Below are 19,148 nucleotides of genomic sequence, written 5' to 3'. Positions count from 1 at the left end.
TGTCCCGGGCCTGCTGCATAGCGGCGATGCCGGGCCGGGGAGCGCGCCGGCGTGAACTTCCGACGGGATTGTTGTTGGAAGGGCAACACGGGGCATCCCGCCGCGAATCTTCCGGCGGCACCCGGGGCTCCCTACGATCCTGCTGCGTACGCCGATGAGAAGGAGGGTCGCAAGCATGACCACCGCCGAAAAGCCTTCCGCGGGCCTCGCCGCCTGGTTCGACGAACGGGCTCCGGGCCTGAAGCGCCTGTATCGCAAGCACATGAGCGAGTACTGGGTGCCGACGAACCTCAACCTCTGGTACTACCTCGGCGTCCTTAACCTCGTGCTGCTGGGCAACCAGCTGTTCACCGGGATCTTCCTCGCCATGAACTACAAGACCAGCGCGAAGGACGCCTTCGATTCGGTCGAGTACATCATGCGCGACGTGCCGTGGGGTTGGCTCATCCGCTACATGCATTCCACGGGCGCTTCGCTGTTCTTCGTATCGGTCTACCTGCACATGTTCCGCGGCATCATGTACGGCTCCTTCAAGAAGCCGCGCGAAATCGTCTGGATCCTGGGAACGCTGATCTTCCTGAGCCTGATGACCGAGGCCTTCCTCGGTTACGTGCTGCCCTGGGGCAACATGTCGTTCTGGGCGGCCAAGGTGATCATTTCGCTGTTCGGCACGATTCCCTATGTCGGCGACTCGCTGGTGCAGTGGCTGATGGGCGACTACCTTCCCGCCGACGCCACGCTCAACCGGTTCTTCGCGCTGCACGTCATCGCCATACCGCTCGCGCTGATCCTCCTCGTGACCCTGCACATCTTCGCGCTGCACGAGGTGGGTTCGAACAACCCGGAAGGTATCGACATCAAGCACGGCCCGAAAGGAAACCGTTGGTCGGCGGACGGTCCGGCCGATGCCATGCCCTTCCATCCTTACGACACGGTGAAGGATTTTTTCGTCGTGGGGGCTTTCCTCACGGCAGCCGCGTTCATCGTGTTCTTCGCGCCGATGTTCGGGGGATGGTTCCTGGAGCACGACAACTTCATTCCGGCGAACAACCTGGCCACGCCGACGCACATCCGGCCCAGCTGGTACTTCACCCCGTTCTACGCGATCCTTCGGATGATCCCCTCGTTCGGCGGCACGGCGCTGTGGGGCATGCTGGCCATGTTCGGCGCGATCCTTCTGTTGCCCGCGCTTCCGTGGATCGACAGGGGCACGGTACGCTCCGTGCGCCATCGCGGCCGCGGTTTCCGCGTCGCGCTCGCGATCTTCGCGGTCTCGTTCCTCGGACTGGGCCTCGTCGGCGCGGGGGGGACGGCGGAGCTCTTCGGAACGTGGTTCCCGCATGCCGACGTCACCGTCCTGGACAACACGTTCGGTCGTCTGATGGTCCTGGGCTACTTCGGCTTCTTCGCGTTTCTCTGGGTGTACACACGCTTCGGCATCGAGAAGACGCGCCCGGTCCCCGAACGAGTACCCCCGCAATAACCGTGGTTACTGGGGAGGCAGGGACCTAGTCCTGCGCACGAGCGAGTCGCCGGGTTCCCGCCTTCGCGGGAACGACGGGCCGGAAGCTAGCCGGCGAATCCGCCTTCATCGAGGAAGCGCTGTTCCTCCGGCGTCATGGCACGTCCCAGCTCGCGATTGCGATGCGGGAAGCGCCCGAAACGCTGGACGATCTCCCAGTGCTTCCGGGCGTAAGGCGCGAAGGGTCCGCCCAAGGCATCGAACAGCGTTACCGAAAGATCCTGGTCGGCCATGTTTTCGGAATGCTCGAACGGCAGGTAACAGAAAGCCCGCATCTCCTGGTCGAAGGCCTGGTCGAAACCGCGATCGCGCATCAACCGGGCCACGGAGCGCGCCAGGGGATCCGTGGCATACATGTGTGCGGTGCCGCGAAAGGCGTTGCGTGGGAACTGGTCGAGCAGGATCAGCAACGCGAGGCATCCGTCGGCCGTCTCGAGCCACGCATCGAGCTCACCGCGCGCGGCCGCCATGTGTGCGCCCATGAAGTGGTCGCGGAACACGTTGTCGAAGGCCGGATCGCTCGAAAACCAACGGTCGTAGCCGGCATCTCGCCAGAATCGAAGTACGCGCTCCGGTGTTTCGGGCAGGGGGAGAGGCGATGGCGGCATCTCGGCATCCAGTACGGTCGACAGGATGCGTCATCATACAGCGCTCGCGAAGTCCGACGTACCCCGCTGCGGTCCATGCGATGACATATCCACATTCGACGTGAAAGAAGGCACTCACATGAGGCGATGGATGGTGGTAGCGTCGTTGACTGGCCAGGGGCGCGACGATTGCAGGCCCCGCACAACGCGACCAGAAGGATTCAGTCATGCGCCTGTTGCCCTGGAGATTCGCCGGTTTCGTCCTTATCGCCAGCGCGGCCGGAGCGTCGATCGCCGCCGCGGCCCCGCAGACGGCACCACCCCCTCCGCGTAGCGCCGACGTCACCGAACAATTGTTCGGCGTGACGGTCCACGATCCTTACCGGTGGATGGAAGGCGAAAAGAACGCGGAGTTCGAGCGCTGGCTCGGTGCCGAAGGCGAATACACACGCGCGAAGCTCGATGCCTTGCCGACGCTCGACGACTGGCAGAAGACGCTGAAGGCCAGCAGTCTCACGGCGGTCATTCATCGCATGCAGCGGGTGGCCGGCGGCCGCATGCTCTTCATTCGCCAGGCGGCGAAGGGCACCGGCACCCTGATGCTGCGGGAAGCGGATGGCAAGGAGCGCGTGCTGCTCGACCCGTCGACATGGAAGGGCGGCGGCGGTACACCCTCCGTGACCAATTACGCCTTGTCGCCCGATGGGAGCAAGGTGGCGGTCAACATCGACCACGGCGGTAACGAACTGACCCGCGTGGACGTGCTCGACGTCGCGACCGGCAAGCCCTCGGGCGACAGCGTCGAGACGGTGTGGGGCGAGTTCGAGGCGCACTGGCTGCCGGACGGTTCGGGATTCACCTATACGCAGATGGCTCCGCCGGGCGAGCGCACGGGTGGCGATCCGTTGCAGGACATGCGCCTGCGCCTGCACAAACTCGGTACGCCGTCGTCGCATGACCCGATGCTGCTTCGCGCCGGCTCGGGTGCCGGCGCGAACGCGTCGTTCCCGATCCCAAGCAACCGCTTTCCGGTGATCGATTTCCCCGCGGGGTCGCGCTGGGCCCTCGGCATCGCCAACGGCGCGCAGCTTGAAAGCACGTTCTGCGTGGCTCCGGCCGCGAAGGCCATCGAGCCGTCCGCGAAGTGGAACTGCATCGCGAGGCCGGACGACAAGATCACCGATGCCGCCATCCATGGCGACACGCTCTACCTCATTTCCAGCCGGGGACACTCGAACGGCCAGTTGCTTTCGCTCGACCTTTCGAGGTCGGACGTGTCGCTGCGCGATGCGAAGCCGGTCCTCGCGCTGAAGGACGACGAGATCATCGTCGGCCTGACCCTCAACGACGCGCAGACCCTGGCACCGGCTCGCGACGCGCTCTACCTGAAGGTGTCCGTCAACGGCATCGATGGCGTGCGTCGCATCGACTACCGCACCGGCAAGTCCGAGACCGTAGCCATGCCGGTGGCCGGTACCGCGTCACTCCTTCGCGCGAACGACAGGGAAGAAGGCTTCCTGCTGGAACTGCGCGGCTGGACGGCGCCGCCCAAGTCCTGGCGCTACGATCCGGCGACGCACGGGATGAAGAGCCTCGGCCAGGACGAGGCCAGCCCGGCCGACTACAGCATGGTGGAGGTGACCGAAACGGAGATGGTCAGCAAGGACGGCACGAAGGTCCCGCTCACGATCCTCCACCGCAGGGATGCGAAGCTCGATGGCAGCCACCGCGCGATCGTGTTCGGCTATGGCAGCTACGGCCTGACGATACAGCCTTCGTTCAAGCCGGTACGGATGGAGTGGGTGAAGAAGGGAAATATCTTCGCCTATGCCCACGTGCGTGGTGGCGGCGAAAAAGGCGAGGCATGGCACCTGGCGGGCAAGGGCGCCAACAAGCACAAGGGCGTCGAGGATTTCGTCGCCTCCGTGGATCGCCTGAGCGAACTCGGCTACAGCCGTCCCGAGCGCACCGCGCTCGTGTCGGGCAGCGCCGGCGGCCTCCTCGTCGGCGGTGCGGTCACCGCTTATCCGCAGAAGTTCGGGGCGGCGATCATCCTCGTGCCGGTGCTCAATCCCGTTCGCCTGATGCACGCGCCCAATGGCGCCAACCAGATCGGCGAGATGGGCGATCCGCGCAAGGCTGCCGATTTCCCCGCGATCCTTGCCATGGATCCCTACCAGCAGATCAAGCCGCACACCGCCTATCCCGCGATGCTGTTCCTCGTCGGCCTCAACGACGGTCGCGTGGTGCCGTGGCAGACCGGCAAGTTCGTGGCGAAGCTGCGTGCGGCGGACACGAGCGGCAGACCCGCATGGATTCGCACCGACGCCAACGGTGGTCACGGGATCCAATCCTCGCTCGGCGCGGAAGCCGCCCAGTGGGCCGATATTTTCGCCTTCCTGGATGCGGAACTACCGGCACCCACCCATCGTTGAGTCAGTCATCGGTCTCGCGACACGACGGCTCCGGCAGGAGGCGCGCGGTTGCTGGAAAAAAAAGGAGGCGCGCAAGTGCTGGTCGATACATATGCTGCGGGTTGTTTCCGTTCTGTGACGGACGACACTGTTTCGTTCACCAAGCCATCCTGAGCGATCGCTTATTTGTATGATGATTGCCTACAGGGGGACGTCTCCACGTCCAAATGACGCTCGACCTGCCTTACGGCGGGCCGCGTTACCGGGCGCTTGCCGAAAACGTGCAAGCCCCGACCAGGGAGCCGTAAGGGTCAGATGCAAAGTCGTCGCAGTGCATCCATCGGTACCCGCACGCTGGCATTAGCCGGCTCCCCCCATTGCCATCCATTCCTCCCGCGCGCAGGTGTCGTGCGCGGGATCCGCGTGTGTCCGACAGGGGAAAGTGATGAACCGCGTATTCCGCATCGTGTGGTCCAAGGCATTGGGCGCGTGGGTTGTGGCTTCCGAACTCACCGGTAAGCATGGCAAAGGGCGTGGGCGTGCCGCCGCCACGATGCTGGACGAGCGGTCGTCGCTTGCGGATACGCCGCGAGGCGCATGGACGCTCCGTCTCGGCGTAGTCATGGGCCTGGCGGCGCTGTACGCCGCGCCGGCGCTTTCCGCCGATCGTTACTGGGACGTCAATGGCGGCACGAACGGCAGCGGCGGGACGGGCACGTGGGACACTTCGTCGCCGTTCTGGAACGCCGCGAACGACGGTGTCGCCGGCCCCTTCACGGCATGGAACAATGCCGCCCTCGACAACGCCGTCTTCGCCGGCACCGGAGGCGTGGTCACGCTGTCGGGGGGCATCACGGCCAACAACCTGACCTTCAGCGCGCTCAATTACACGCTGACCGGCGGTACGCTCACCCTGGCCGGCACCACGCCCACGATTTCCGGTTCCGCCACGATCAACTCGAACATCGCCGGTAACGCCGGGCTCGTGAAAGCGGCGCCCGGCATCCTGACGCTGGGCGGAACGAACACCTTCAGCGGCGGCATCGTTGTCAATGGCGGCGGTTTGAACGTCGGCAGCGACGCGGCCCTCGGCAATGCGTCCAACGGCGTCACCCTGACCGGCGACGCGACCACCAACAAGACGAGCCTCACCGCTACCGCGCCCCTGGCCACCAGCCGCGTCGTCACGCTCGGCGGGGCCGCCGGCTTCATCGCGGGCACCGGTGTCGGCTACGCACGGTTCACGGGCACCGGCAACCTGGAAGCCAGCAGCGGCGTCACGCTGCGTAACGCAGCCAGCGACTACACCGGCCAGACCTTGTTCTACAGCGGCGGCAACTACGGCTTCACGTCCATCGGCAACCTGGGCGAGACCAGCTCGCTGGGTGCGCCGACCACGGTGAGCAACGGTACCGTGGTGGTGAATGCCGGCGGCGGGCTCGGCGGCACCTTGAACTATGGCGGTACCGGCGACACCTCCGATCGCGGATTCACCTTCGGCAATACCTCCAGCGGCGGCACGGCCCTCGTCAACAACGGCAGCGGCACACTGAGGCTGAGTGGCGACATCCTGCTGAGCGGCAGCAGTGCATCCGGGCATAGCTTCTCTGCCGCCGCGGCCGACATGGAAGTGACGGGTGTCATCAGCGCCCCCACCTCGGCTCGCCCGGTCACCTATACCGGCACGGCCGGACATGCCATCACGCTCGGCGGCGCCAACACGTACAGCGGTCCGAACTACATCACCAATATCACCGTGTACGCACCCGTGCTCGCCGATGGCGGCACGGCCAGCTCCCTCGGTGTCGGCACGGGCGGCAACATCGTCCTGCAGAACGGCACGCTGCGCTACACGGGCGGCACGACGTCCACCAACCGCATCTACAGCATTACCGGTGCCAGTACCCTCGCCAACGACGGCTCGGGCGGTCTGTCGTTCACCGGCGAGGCCGTCATGAACCCAGGCGCCACGCTCACGCTGGACGGCACGTATGCCGGCACCAATAACTATGCGGGCGCCATCAGCGGTACCGGCAACCTGGTGGCGAAGGGCTCCGGGAACTGGGTGCTGGGTGGCAACAATACCTACGCCGGCCTCACCACCGTGCAGGGCGGTACGTTGACGGCAGGCAGTGCCAATGCGTTTGGTGCATCGAAGGGCCTCGTCGTCAACGGCGGCACGCTCGACATCAACGACCAGTCCATCCTCGTGCCTTCGCTGGCCGGTACCGGCGGCAACGTGGACCTGGGGGCCGGCTCGCTCACCCTCAGCGCCACCACGGGCAGCACATCGTACGCCGGCAGCATCGGCGGCGCCGGCAGCCTCACCAAGCTCGGTGCAAGCACGCAGACGCTCTCGGGTGCCAATACCTACACCGGCGCCACCACCATCGGCGGCGGTACGCTGGCACTCGATTTCTCCGCCACGGGTGCGCCTGCGAGCAATATCGTCAGCAGCAGTTCCGCGCTCAACCTGAACGGTGGCACGCTTTCCATCAAGGGTGCCACGGGCGCCAACACGCAGGCATTCAATGGCCTCAACGTCACGGCGGGCAACAATCGCATCAGTGCCACCGCGGGCGCGGGCGGCCTGGGAATTTCGCTGGGCGCGATCAATCGCAGCGGCGGCCTCCTCGATTTCGGCTTCAACGCCGGCACCACCATCACCACGACGCATGCCGACGGCGCGCTCGGCGGCTGGGCCACGGTAAACGGCACGGACTATGCCCAGGTGACCGGCGGTGTCGTGACCGCCTTCACCGCCTACCAGAACAAGGACGATGCCGGCCAGTGGCTGGACGGCGATATCGTCAGCGACGAGGGCGGCAATGCCAACACACCATACTTCGGCACGGTGAACGGCAGTGTCGCGCTGGGCGGCCTGAAATACACCACGTCCTCCAACTCGACCGTGGCCGTGGGCGCGGGCAACACGTTGAGCGTCGACGGCAGCATCATCGTGGCGCCTTCCGCCGCCGGCGGCACGCGTACGATCACCGGGGGCTCCTTGACCGGCGGTGCAGGCGGCAGCCCGCTCGGCGTGCTGCAGAACAGTACCGGCACCCTCGTCGTCAACTCGACCGTGGTGGACAACGGCGGTGCCACCAGCTTCGCCGTAGGCGGGCAGGGGACGGGTGCCGTGGCGCTCAACGGCGCCAATACCTATACCGGTGCGACCACGGTGAGCGGCAGCACGCTGACGTTCAATTCCGTCGCCAATGGCGGCGCGGCCAGCGCAATCGGTGCATCGAGCAACGCGTCGTCCAACCTGGTGCTCGAGAACGGCACACTGCGCTATACCGGCGCCACGGCCAGCACGGACCGTGGCTTCACCCTGGTGAACGGCGGCCCGTCGCGGACGATCCAGGTGGATGGCACCACCAACCTGACCTTCGGCGGCGTGGTCACCAGCCCCGACGATGCCGGCTTCACCAAGACCGGCACCGGCACGCTGACGTTATCCAATGCCGGCAACGATTTCGTTGGACCGGTCACGGTCATCAATGGCCTGCTATCCACCGGCGCGCTGTCCAATGGGGGCCAGCCCAGCGGTATCGGCGCAGGCAGCAGCGCGCCTTCCAGCCTGATCCTGCAAACCGGTGGCGGCCTGGAGTACACCGGCGCCGATACGACGACCGATCGCGGCTTCACGCTTGCGGGCGGTATCGGTCATGTCGACGTCGACAATGCGGGTACCACGCTGACCGACAGCGGTACGGTGACCGGCGTGGGCAATCTGTACAAGGATGGCGCAGGCACGCTGGTGCTCAGCGGCGCGAACAATTACACCGGTGGCAGCACCGTCACGGCCGGCATCCTGCGGGCGGGTTCCAACCAGGCCTTCGGCACCGGCCCGATGACCGTCAATGCCGGCGGCACGCTGGACGCCGCGACCTTCCAGCTTGGCATCGGAGGGTTGAACGGCGCGGGCAACGTGACGCTGGGCTCCGGTAGCCAGCTGACGATCAACGGCAACGGAACGTTCACGGGTAGCATCAGCGGCGCGGGTGGCCTGGTGATCGGCAGCGGCCGCACGCAGGCTATGAACGGCTGTGGCAACAGCTATACGGGTCCGACCACGATCTCGGGCGGCAACCTCATCACGGACTGCCTCGCGAATGGCGGCCAGGCCAGCGGTGTCGGCGCCTCCAGCAACCTGCCGTCCAATCTCTCGATCGCCGGCACGTTGACGTATACGGGCACGAGCGTCGATATCGACCGCGGCATCCAGCTCACCGGCATCGCCGGCATCAATGTCAGCAATGCCGCCACCACGCTGGGTATCGGCGGGCCGATCGTGGGTTCGCAGCAGTTGCAGAAGTCCGGCGCGGGCACGCTGGTCCTGAGCGGCGGCAACGCCAATACGAACGGCACCTACGTCCGCGGGGGCACCCTGGTCGCGGGAACGACCAATGCTTTCGGTTCCGGCTACATGCTGCTGGACAACAATACCGCGGGACTGCGGCTGAATCTCGACGATTTCGACACCACGGTCAGCTATCTGTCCGGCGGTGCGAGCGGCGGCATCGTGGATCTGGGCGCCCTCGACACGACCACGCTCACGGTCACCACGGGCAGCAACGCGGCCAGCGGCACGTACGCCGGCACGATCGTCGGTGCCGGCAACCTCGTCAAGAACGGCGCCGCCATCGAGCACCTGTCGAATGCCGCAAGCACGTATACCGGCACCACGACCGTCAATGGCGGAACGCTCCAGGTGGATGTCCTCGCCGATGGCGGCACGGCCAGCTCCATCGGTTCCTCGGGCAATGCCGCCGACAACCTGGTGCTCGCCGGCGGCACGCTGCAATACGTCGGTGCCGGCAGCAGCACCGATCGCCTGTTCACGCTGGGCGCGGGTGCCAGCGCACTGGATGCCTCCGGTACGGGAGCGGTGCAGTTCACCAATACCGGGGCGATCGCGCTCGGCGGTGGGACCAACTCGGCGCAGACCGTCACGCTCACCGGCACCAGCACCGACGACAACAGCCTCGCGCTGCGGATCGACGACAACGGCACCGGCAAGACCGCCGTCAGCAAGACCGGCACCGGAACGTGGATCCTGCGCAATGCCGGCAGCACTTACACCGGCGTCACGACGATCTCGGGCGGCGTGCTCGGCGTGGATCACCTCAATAACGGTGGCCAGGCGAGCAGTCTCGGTGCTTCGTCCGGTGCCGCCAGCAACCTCGTGATCGGCAACGGCGCCACGCTGCGCTACACCGGCGCCGGCGATACCACCGACCGCCTGTTCACGCTGTCGCTTGGAAGCAGCGTGATCGAATCCTCCGGCACGGGAGCGATCGACTTCAGCAATACCGGTTCGGCGGCCTATGCCGGGAACGGCAATCGTACGCTGGGCCTGGGCGGCACGAACACCGGCAACAACACGATGGGCGGCACCATCATCGACTCGGGGGGTATCACCACGCTGGGCAAGAACGGCACGGGTACCTGGCTGCTCACCGGCACCAACACGTATACCGGCAACACGGTGGTGAACGAGGGCCTGCTGCAGTTGGGCGACGGCGGGACGACGGGTTCCATCGCGAGCCCGATCATCATCGTCGATACCGCCGGTACGCTCGGCTTCAACCGCTCCGACACGATGACGCTGGACGGCAGTATTTCCGGCGCGGGCGATGTGGCGCAATCCGGCACCGGCACGACGGTGCTGACCGCCACCAATACGTATACCGGCGGTACCAGGATCGACGCGGGTACGCTGCAGCTGGGTAATGGTGGCGCCAACGGTTCCATCGTGGGCGACGTGGCGGACAATGGCACGCTGGCGTTCGACCGTTCGGATGTCTACACATTCGGCGGTCTGGTCTCCGGCACGGGCGGCGTCACGCAGTCCGGCACCGGCACGACGGTGCTCACGGGCGCCAACAGCTACAAGGGCGCGACGGCGGTGCAGGCTGGCACCTTGCTGATCGACGGCGACCAGTCCGCCGCGACCGGCGCGACGACGGTGCAGAATGGCGGCACCCTCGGCGGCGCGGGCACCCTCGGCGGCGACGTGACCTTGGCGAACGGTGGCACGTTCAACCCTGGCGACGCCGGCGCAGCGGGCACGCTCACCGTCAACGGCAGTCTCGCGCTGGATGCCGGCGCGACGATGAATTACCAGTTCGGCCAGCCCGACGTGGTGGGCGGCCCCCTCAACGACCTCACCGTCGTGCACGGCGATCTTTTGCTGGACGGCACGCTCAACGTGTCCGCCACGCCGGGCGGCAGCTTTGGGCCCGGTCTGTATCGCATCGTCAGCTACGACGGTGCGCTCGACGACCAGGGTCTCACTCTCGGCAGCACACCGTCGGGCACCTACCAGGTGCAGACCTCCGTGGCGCACCAGGTGAACCTGCTCAACAGCGACGGCCTCGCGCTGAATTTCTGGGATGGGCCGAGCGGCCACGGCAACAGCACCGTCGACGGCGGCACCGGCGTCTGGCAGAACAACAGCGGCAACGACAACTGGACCGACCAGACCGGCCAGTACAACGCGCCGTACGCCGACGGCCAGTTCGCCATCTTCATGGGCACGCCGGGCACGGTGACGGTGGACGACACGCTGGGTGCGGTCGACAGTTCCGGCATGCAGTTCGCCGTGAATGGCTATACCGTCACGGGCGATGCGCTCACCCTCGCCGCCGGACAGGACGTGATCCGTGTGGGCGACGGCACGGCCGCGGGCGCGGCCATGTCGGCGACCATCGGCTCGGAGCTGGCCGGCGGCGGCAGCCTGGTCAAGGAGGATCGCGGCACGCTGGTGCTCACGGGCAACAACACCTATACCGGCGGCACCGCGATCAACGGCGGTGTGCTCCAGGCCTTGAACAACAACGCCCTCGGCAATCTCGCTGCGGGGCTCAGCTTCGACGGCGGTACGCTGAGGACCGTCAACAATTTCGTCACGGGACGCGCCATCACCATCAACCAGGGTGGCGCCACGATCGAAGCGACCCGTCCCATGATCGCCAGCGGCGCCATCGGCGGCGCCGGTTCGCTCACCAAGACCGGCGCGGGCCTGCTGTACCTGTCGGGTACCAACACCTATGCCGGTGGCACCATCATCAATGACGGCGGCATCAACATCACCAGCGATGCCAACCTCGGCAATGCGGCCGGCGCGGTGGTGTTGAATGGCGGTACGTTGCGCAATAGCGGCACGATCACGTCGGCCCGCGGTGTGACGCTGGGCGGTGGCGGCGGCACGTTCGATACGGTGAACGATCTCACGTTGACCAGTGGCATCGGCGGCGCGGGTTCATTGACCAAGATCGACGGTGGCGCGCTGGTGCTCGCCGCGGACAATGCGTACACCGGCGGTACCACTATCGGTGCCGGCGTCTTGCAGCTCGGCAACGGCGGCACCACCGGTTCCATCCAGGGCGAAGTGGAAAACGACGGCACGTTGGTCTTCGATCGCTCGAACACGCTGGCCATGAGCGGCTTCATTCTTGGTACCGGCGTACTGGAGCAGCAGGGCACGGGCACCACGGTGCTGAGCGCCGACAACACCTATTCGGGAACCACCGCAGTGCGTGCGGGCAGCCTGATCGTCAATGGCGACCAGAGCTCAGCCACGGGTATCACCTCCGTGGACAACGGTGGCACGTTGGGCGGTAAGGGCACGATCGGCGGTGACGTGTCGCTTGCGGACGGCGCGACGCTGGCCCCCGGCGACGTGGGCAGTGCGCCCGGCACGCTGACGATCAAGGGCAGCCTGGCGATGAGCGACACCTCCAACCTCAACGTCAACCTCGGCCAGGCCAACGTCGTCGGTGGTCCGTTGAACGATCTCGTCCAGGTCGATGGCGATCTCACGCTCGACGGCACGCTCAATGTCGACGTGTCCTCGGGCGGCACGTTCGACCCGGGCATCTACCGTATCGTCGGTTACGCCGGCGCGCTGACGAACAATGGACTCGACGTCGGTTCGGTGCCCTCGCCGGATTACTTCCTGCAAACCTCCATCGCGCAACAGGTGAACCTGGTGAACACTGCTGGTTTGCCGGTGAACTTCTGGGACGGCAATGGCGGTCGCGGCGACGGTCAGATCCTGGGTGGCGACGGTGTGTGGCAGGCCAACAGCGGGAACGACAACTGGACCCTGGCGGACGGCAGCGTCAATGCCCCCTTCACGGACAACAACTTCGCCATCTTCGCCGCGAACGCCGGCACGGTCACTGTCGACGACAGCCAGGGCGCCATCAATGCGTCCGGCATGCAGTTCGCCACCGACGGCTATCGCGTGGAAGGCGACGACATCAACCTCGCCGGCTCGCCGATCATCCGTGTCGGCGATGGCACTACCGCGGGCGCGGACATGACGGCGACCATCGCCTCCACGCTCACCGGCATCAATGGCCTGACCAAGTCGGACCTCGGCACGCTGGTGCTCGCCGGCGACAATACCTATACGGGCGGTACCACTATCTCGGGTGGCACGTTGCAACTCGGCGAGGGCGGCGCAACCGGATCGATCGCCGGCAACGTCGTCGACAACGGCACGCTGGCTTTCGACCGTTCGGACGCCTATACCTTCGGCGGCGCGATATCCGGTACCGGCGGCGTCACGCAGTCGGGCAGTGGCAGCACCGTGCTCACTGGGAGCAACAGCTATAGCGGTACGACGACGGTGCAGGGCGGTACGCTACTGATCGGCGGCGACCAGTCGGCTGCCACGGGCGCCACCAGCGTCATGAATGGCGGCACGCTGGGCGGCACGGGCATCGTCGGTGGCGATGTGACAGTGGCCGACGGCGGCACGCTGAGCCCAGGCGCATCGGTGGGCACGCTGACGATCAATGGCAACCTCACCCTCGCCCCGAACGCGATGGTCGACTACGAACTGGGTCAGGCCGGCACGGTGGGCGGCCCCCTCAACGATCTCACCGTGGTGCATGGCAACCTGACACTGGACGGCACGCTCGACGTCACGAGCGCGCCGGGCGGCGCGTTCGGTGCGGGCGTGTACCGGCTCTTCAGCTACGACGGTGCGTTGACCGACAACGGACTCGACGTCGGCACGTCGCCGACCACGAACCTCTACGTGCAGACCTCGCTCGCCAACCAGGTGAACCTTGTGAACACGGACGGCCTGACGCTCAGCTTCTGGGATGGCCCGGGCCACGCCAACGATGGCGCGATCGCGGGTGGCACCGGCGACTGGCGGCTTGCCGACAATGACTATTGGACCGATGCCACCGGTTCGCTGAACGCGCCGTACTCCAACGGTACGTTCGCCGTGTTCGGCGGAACGGCCGGCACCGTGACGGTGGATGACGCGAACGGACAGGTCACCGCATCCGGCATCCAGTTCCTCGCCGATGGCTACCACGTGACGGGCGACACCATCGCCCTGGCGGGTGGCGCCTCCACGATCCGCGTGGGCGACGGTACGGCGGCAGGCGCGGCCATGACGGCTACCATCGATGCCCCCCTCAGCGGCGGCATGCTGGTGAAGGACGATCTCGGCACGCTGGTGCTCGGCGGATCCAACACGTACGGCGGCGGTACCACCGTGCATGCAGGTACGCTGCAGGTGGCGAACGATGCGAACCTCGGCCTGTCCGTCGGCAGTCTCCTGATCGACGACGGTACGCTGCATACCACGGGCAGTTTCCTCACCAACCGCACGGTGGGTCTGGGCGGCGATGCCACCATCGACACCGACGACGGCACCACGTTCACGATCGCCAAGGGTATCGAAGGTAGTGGCAGCCTCACCAAGGCCGGCGCCGGCGCGCTGGTCCTGGACGGTACGTCGACCTATGCCGGCGGCACCACGGTGGCGGCAGGTACGCTGATCACTGCCGCGACCGATGCCGTCAATGCGGCTTCCGCGCTGACGGTGCAGGGCGGCGGCACGCTGGAGCTGAACGGTTTCTCGCAGCACGTGGGCGCGATGACCAACGCGGGCACCGTGAACCTCGGCAACGCACCGGGTACGACGCTGGCCGTCGCAGGCGATTACGTCGGCCAGGGCGGTACGCTGAATTTCGACGCGGCCCTCGGTGGCGACGACTCGGCCACCGACACACTGGTGGTCGCCGGTAACACGTCGGGCAACACCACGGTGCAAGTCACCAACGAAGGCGGCCTGGGCGCGCAGACCGCGAACGGCATCAAGCTGATCGATGTGCAGGGGCAGTCCAACGGTACGTTCGCGCTGAAGGGCGATTACGTGTTCCAGGGCGAGCAGGCCGTGGTGGCCGGTGCGTATGCATACCGCCTGTACAAGGGCACCGATGCCAACCCCGACGGCGACTGGTACCTGCGCTCGGCGCTTACCACGGCCGCCGGCGATCCGGGCGGTCCGGCGCAGCCGCTGTACCAGCCGGGCGTGCCGCTGTACGAGGCCTATGCCGGCGTGCTGCAGCAGCTCAACAAGGTGGACACGCTGGCCGAGCGCACCGGTCACCGGCAGTGGTCCGGCGGCCAGGACCTCGGCGACATGAAACCCGGCGAAGGCCTTTGGATGCGTGTGCAGGGCGGCGACCGCACGCTGAAGCCGGAAACCTCCACCAGCGGCACGAACTACGATGTCTCCACCTGGAAGGCCGAAGCCGGCATCGACACCACGCTGAGCGAGAGCGAAGCGGGCAAGCTCGTCGCCGGCGCGACCCTCGAGGTCGGGCGCAACCATGCCGACGTGCGTTCGGTTTATGGCACGGGGCGCATCAGCACCGACGACTACGGCATCGGGGCCTCGCTGACCTGGTACGGCGACCACGGCTTCTACGTGGACGGCCAGGTGCATGGGATGCGCTTCGATACCGACCTGCGTTCGAACACGCTGGGCCAGTCGCTCAAGGACGGCAACAAGGGTTACGGCTATACCGCGGGCATCGAAGTAGGCCAGCGCGTCGGCCTGGGCGACCACCTGTGGGCGATTCCGCAGGCCCAGTTGAGCTACGGCAGCGCGCAGTTCGACAGTTTCAACGACGCCTTCGGTGCACGCGTGTCGCAGCAGGAGGGCAAGGCGTTGACGGCGCGCGGCGGCCTGGCGATCGACTACAACCGCACGTGGCAGGGCGCGTCGGGCCCGATGGCATCGCATGTCTATGCGATCGCCAACGTGTACCGGACCACCAGGGACGCGGCACGCGTGGCTGTCGCCGGAACCGACTTCAGCACGCGCAACGAAGGCACATGGGGAGGCTTCGGCCTGGGTGGCACGCTGGACTGGGCGGGTGGACGTTACTCGGTGTACGGCGAGGTGCAGGCGAGCACGGGGCTCGACCACTTCGGCGACAGCCACGCGTTGAATGGCACCGTCGGCTTCCGCATGCGCTGGTGACGCAACGGTGTGGGAACAACGGTTTTTGCAGGAGCCGCCATAGCGGCGAGGGGTACCACCTCGCCGCTTCATCGCTACGGGGGCTTCTCGCCGCTATGGCGGCTCCTGTAGAGAGCAATGCGCGAGGCGTCAGCCTCCCTTCGCCTCGCACTCGTCGTTCTCGCAAGCGAAATCCACCTGGGCGCCACGGCCCACCGTGATGCCGATGTTCTTGCGGGTGTCGAGCGTCTTCTCGTCCTTCTCGAGCGTCACCGTGTACGTGCCCATCGGGACATTGGAAAGACGATACCGGCCACTATCGTTGATCGTGCCGTGGCGCGAGGCACCCGTCTCGCTACGTGCCGTCACCGTGCCGCCCGCCGGACCGTGGCCGAAAATGCTGCCGGTCGTGCCCTGGCCTTGTGCCGGTGCGAATGCGATCGCGCCGATGCCGATCGCCGCCAGCGCCGCCACGTGGCGGAACGTCTTGCTGTAACCCATCACTTTCATGCTTCCCCCTGTCGACCATGCCGGTCCATTCCGGCACGGCATACCGTTGTATTTTGCAGTCCGGATCATGAGAAGCCGCGAGTACGGAAGCACCGTATTGCCTTGCGCGCATCAATGGTGGGCGCATGGGCGGAGGCTCAGGGTCGCTTTCGGCGCCTCACTGAGGGCACGACGATCCGCGCCGCTGCATCGCATGGAACTCGATCGACAGGCCGAGATCGTCTTGCGTGGGTGCCAGCACGGATTCGCCGGAGACGCCGCGATAGGTCGCGAGCGTGCGCTCGTAGCCGCGCTCGACCCAGCGCTGCGCGCGTCCGAGGTCGGCGACGCCGTAGCTGAGGCCGAGGATGCGCGGGCCGCCCCTTGCCATGGCCTGCGCGGCGAGGCCCTCGCCGTCGGGCTGGAGTGCCAGCAGCGCCGTGGGTCCGACCGGCACGCAGAATCCTTTCGCGCCGGCCTCCGGCAGTTTCACCGGGACGGCGTGGCCGAAACCCATCTTCTCGAGTTGTCTGCGATCGGCCTCGGCATCGCCGGAGACGAGCCAGATCGAGGAGAGTTTGCGCGCACCGTTCGGATGCTCGCGCGTCACGCGGTAATCGTCCTTGTTGGTGGGATCGAACTGGTCGGGCGCGTAATCGGGCGAATAGTCGATGAAGAAGGTATTGCTCGACAGCGGCGGGCGGTCGAAGTCGAAGGCGAACAGGCGCCACCCCGGCTTCTTGCTGTCGGGACCGGTGAAGAACGGTGTGACGGCGTAGTGCAGCGCAGCCAGCGAATCGCGCAGCGTGTCCAGCGAGGCGGAGCGGAAGCCGAATGTGCGCGCTCCCGGACCCTCCTTCAGTGCCTCGCGGTCCTCCTTCATCCCCGGATCGAAGCGCGGGTCGGGCCGGGTGACGCCCAGCAGTTCGATGAAGCTGGAGTCCGCGAAACGGATGTAGCGGTTGGCCACGCCTCCGGGGTTCCGGCCGGGCCGGACCTGGAAACCCAGCTTGACCGACATGACCGATGTGACCTCGTCGATCCCGCGACCCCAGAGCAGTACGTGGTCGAGCCGGGTGGCCGGCGGGGCCGTGGCGGCAACGGACATCTGTGCGACGCCGAAGCACGCGAGACACGCCGAAACGAACGGAAGCAGACGCATACGAATCCTCTTGATGTCCGGAACGGGAAGCCGGCCGTAGTTTTAGGGTCGCGCGGCGCGCACCGGCAAGGACAAATTCCCGACGAAAACGGCCACGGGACGTCAGTCGTTCGTGCTTCGACGCAGGGACTGCGGCGACATGCCGAAAGAGCGGACGAAAGCACGGCGCATGCGGTTCGAATCGCCGAAACCGGTCGAGGCGGCGATGTGGTCCAGGTGGAGGTGGCTGGTTTCGACCGCGATGCGGGCGGCTTCCAGACGCAGACCTTCGACGACCTTGGCCGGCGTGGCACCGATTTCGGCCACGAAGGCGCGGGAGAAATTCCGCGGACTCATGGCGGCGCGCTCGGCCAGCCGCTCCACCGTCATCGGCTCGGCGATGCGCGCACGCATCCAGCCGATCAGTTCGCCGAAGCGTCCCGTCTTGCCGCCTTGCTCCACCAGCACGGAATACTGCGACTGCCCGCCATGCCTCCGCTGGTACACGACGAGCTGCTGCGCCGCGCGCCGGGCGATGCCGGGACCGAGGTCGTCCTCGACGAGTGCCAGGGCGAGGTCGATGCCGGCGGAAATGCCCGCCGACGTCCAGAGCTTGCCGTCCCGGATGAACATCCGGTCGGCGTCCAGGCGCACTTTCGGATAAAGCTCCCGGAAACGCCCGGCCGCAGCCCAGTGCGTCGTGGCGAGCCGGTCGTCGAGCAGCCCCGCTTCCGCGAGGAAAAAGGCGCCGGAGCAGACGCCCGCCGCGCGGCGCCACGTTTCGCCGCCGAGCAGGGCGGCGATCTCGGGCTCTCCTTCCTCGACCTTTGCCAGTGTGCCTCCGGCCACGATCACCGTGTCGAAACGCGCCCGTCCGACAGGTTCCGCCGTGAGACACACGCCGGACGAACTGCGCACCACGCCTCCGCCCGGCGCCACCACCGCGATCGTGTAGCTGTCCGGCCGGAACCGCTCGGCCATCTCGAACACGGCGATGGGGCCGGCGGCATCCAACAGCTGGAAACCCGGAAAGACGACGATCGCTATGTCGCGTCGCATGGTGGCCGCCACGTCTCTGGTGAGTCCCGTGAAAAGTGGCGCAATCGCAGCGCGAGCGTCAAGGTCCGGTCGCGACACCGATGAGGCGTAGTGCCTTGAGCGTCATGGGCGGGTTCCGTCGAGGGGGCGCAGACCTTCGAAACCCGCATGTGGACTTTGCGTGCCCGTGGCAGCAAAACCGGGGTCCGCGTCCCGCAATCTGGGGGAAACCCCCGATGTCCGGGATCGGGTGTCTTCGTAGTCTGGCATCGCAGCTCGATCTTGAGTTGTATCCCCACCAGGAGAACTTCCATGCCTCGCTATATCGTCGAACGTGCTTTTCCCGGCGGTCTCGATCTCCCCACCAATGAGACCGGCGACCGCCTCTGCCGCAAGATCGTGGAGACCAACGCGGAAGAGGGTGTTACCTGGGTCCACTCGTACGTGAGCCTGGATCGCACGCACACCTTCTGCGTCTACGACGCTCCGAATCCCGAAGCCATCCGCGAGGTGGCGCGTCGCAACGATCTTCCCGTCGGCGGCATTACCGAGGTGTCCGTCCTCGACCCGTACTTCTACCTCGGTATCGGACAGGCCGGGACGCCGTCGGTGGCCAAGTCCCGCACCCGTGCGCCCTGGCTTCCCTTCAGCTACCTGGCCGCCTGAGGTG

Annotated in this window: 8 protein-coding genes; 4 read left to right on the top strand and 4 right to left on the bottom strand. The window is 66.5% G+C overall.

Features of this window, described 5'->3' with window-relative positions:
* The first annotated feature begins 175 nt into the window (after positions 1–175).
* Positions 176–1,483: a cytochrome b gene (locus HBF32_RS04475; protein ID WP_166698415.1), complete on the top strand. Its 1,308-nt coding sequence runs from the start codon at positions 176–178 to the stop codon at positions 1,481–1,483.
* Positions 1,484–1,569: 86 nt separating this feature from the next.
* On the opposite strand, the gene HBF32_RS04470 is transcribed toward HBF32_RS04475, so the two are convergent.
* Entirely contained in the window at positions 1,570–2,130 is a 561-nt protein-coding gene (locus HBF32_RS04470) for a DUF924 family protein (RefSeq protein ID WP_166698414.1), read from the bottom strand.
* Positions 2,131–2,336: 206 nt separating this feature from the next.
* Between HBF32_RS04470 and HBF32_RS04465 the strand changes: the two genes are divergently transcribed.
* Both HBF32_RS04465 and HBF32_RS04460 read left to right on the top strand, forming a co-directional pair.
* Positions 2,337–4,544 carry a prolyl oligopeptidase family serine peptidase gene (locus tag HBF32_RS04465; RefSeq protein ID WP_166698413.1) on the top strand — a complete coding sequence of 736 codons (2,208 nt, stop codon included), beginning with the start codon at positions 2,337–2,339 and terminating at the stop codon, positions 4,542–4,544.
* Between the two features lie 424 nt (positions 4,545–4,968).
* Positions 4,969–15,831 carry an autotransporter-associated beta strand repeat-containing protein gene (locus HBF32_RS04460; RefSeq protein WP_166698412.1) on the top strand — a complete coding sequence of 3,621 codons (10,863 nt, stop codon included), beginning with the start codon at positions 4,969–4,971 and terminating at the stop codon, positions 15,829–15,831.
* 129 nt (positions 15,832–15,960) lie between these two features.
* On the opposite strand, the gene HBF32_RS04455 is transcribed toward HBF32_RS04460, so the two are convergent.
* The 3 genes from HBF32_RS04455 to HBF32_RS04445 form a co-directional block, all read right to left on the bottom strand.
* A complete protein-coding gene (locus HBF32_RS04455; RefSeq protein ID WP_240147788.1) occupies positions 15,961–16,320 on the bottom strand; it encodes a carboxypeptidase-like regulatory domain-containing protein in 360 nt (119 codons plus the stop codon).
* Between the two features lie 157 nt (positions 16,321–16,477).
* Positions 16,478–17,461, bottom strand: coding sequence for a VOC family protein (locus HBF32_RS04450; protein WP_166698411.1), 984 nt, complete (start codon positions 17,459–17,461; stop codon positions 16,478–16,480).
* Positions 17,462–17,563: 102 nt separating this feature from the next.
* Positions 17,564–18,499: a GlxA family transcriptional regulator gene (locus tag HBF32_RS04445; RefSeq protein ID WP_166698410.1), complete on the bottom strand. Its 936-nt coding sequence runs from the start codon at positions 18,497–18,499 to the stop codon at positions 17,564–17,566.
* A 291-nt stretch (positions 18,500–18,790) separates the two neighbouring features.
* On the opposite strand from HBF32_RS04445, the gene HBF32_RS04440 reads away from it, so the two are divergent.
* Positions 18,791–19,144 carry a DUF4242 domain-containing protein gene (locus tag HBF32_RS04440; protein WP_166698409.1) on the top strand — a complete coding sequence of 118 codons (354 nt, stop codon included), beginning with the start codon at positions 18,791–18,793 and terminating at the stop codon, positions 19,142–19,144.
* Positions 19,145–19,148: the final 4 nt, after the last annotated feature.

This window comes from Luteibacter yeojuensis (assembly GCF_011742875.1).
GTDB lineage: Bacteria > Pseudomonadota > Gammaproteobacteria > Xanthomonadales > Rhodanobacteraceae > Luteibacter > Luteibacter yeojuensis.
Note: the sequence above shows the minus strand (reverse complement) of the source record. Positions and strands in the feature narration are given on the sequence as shown.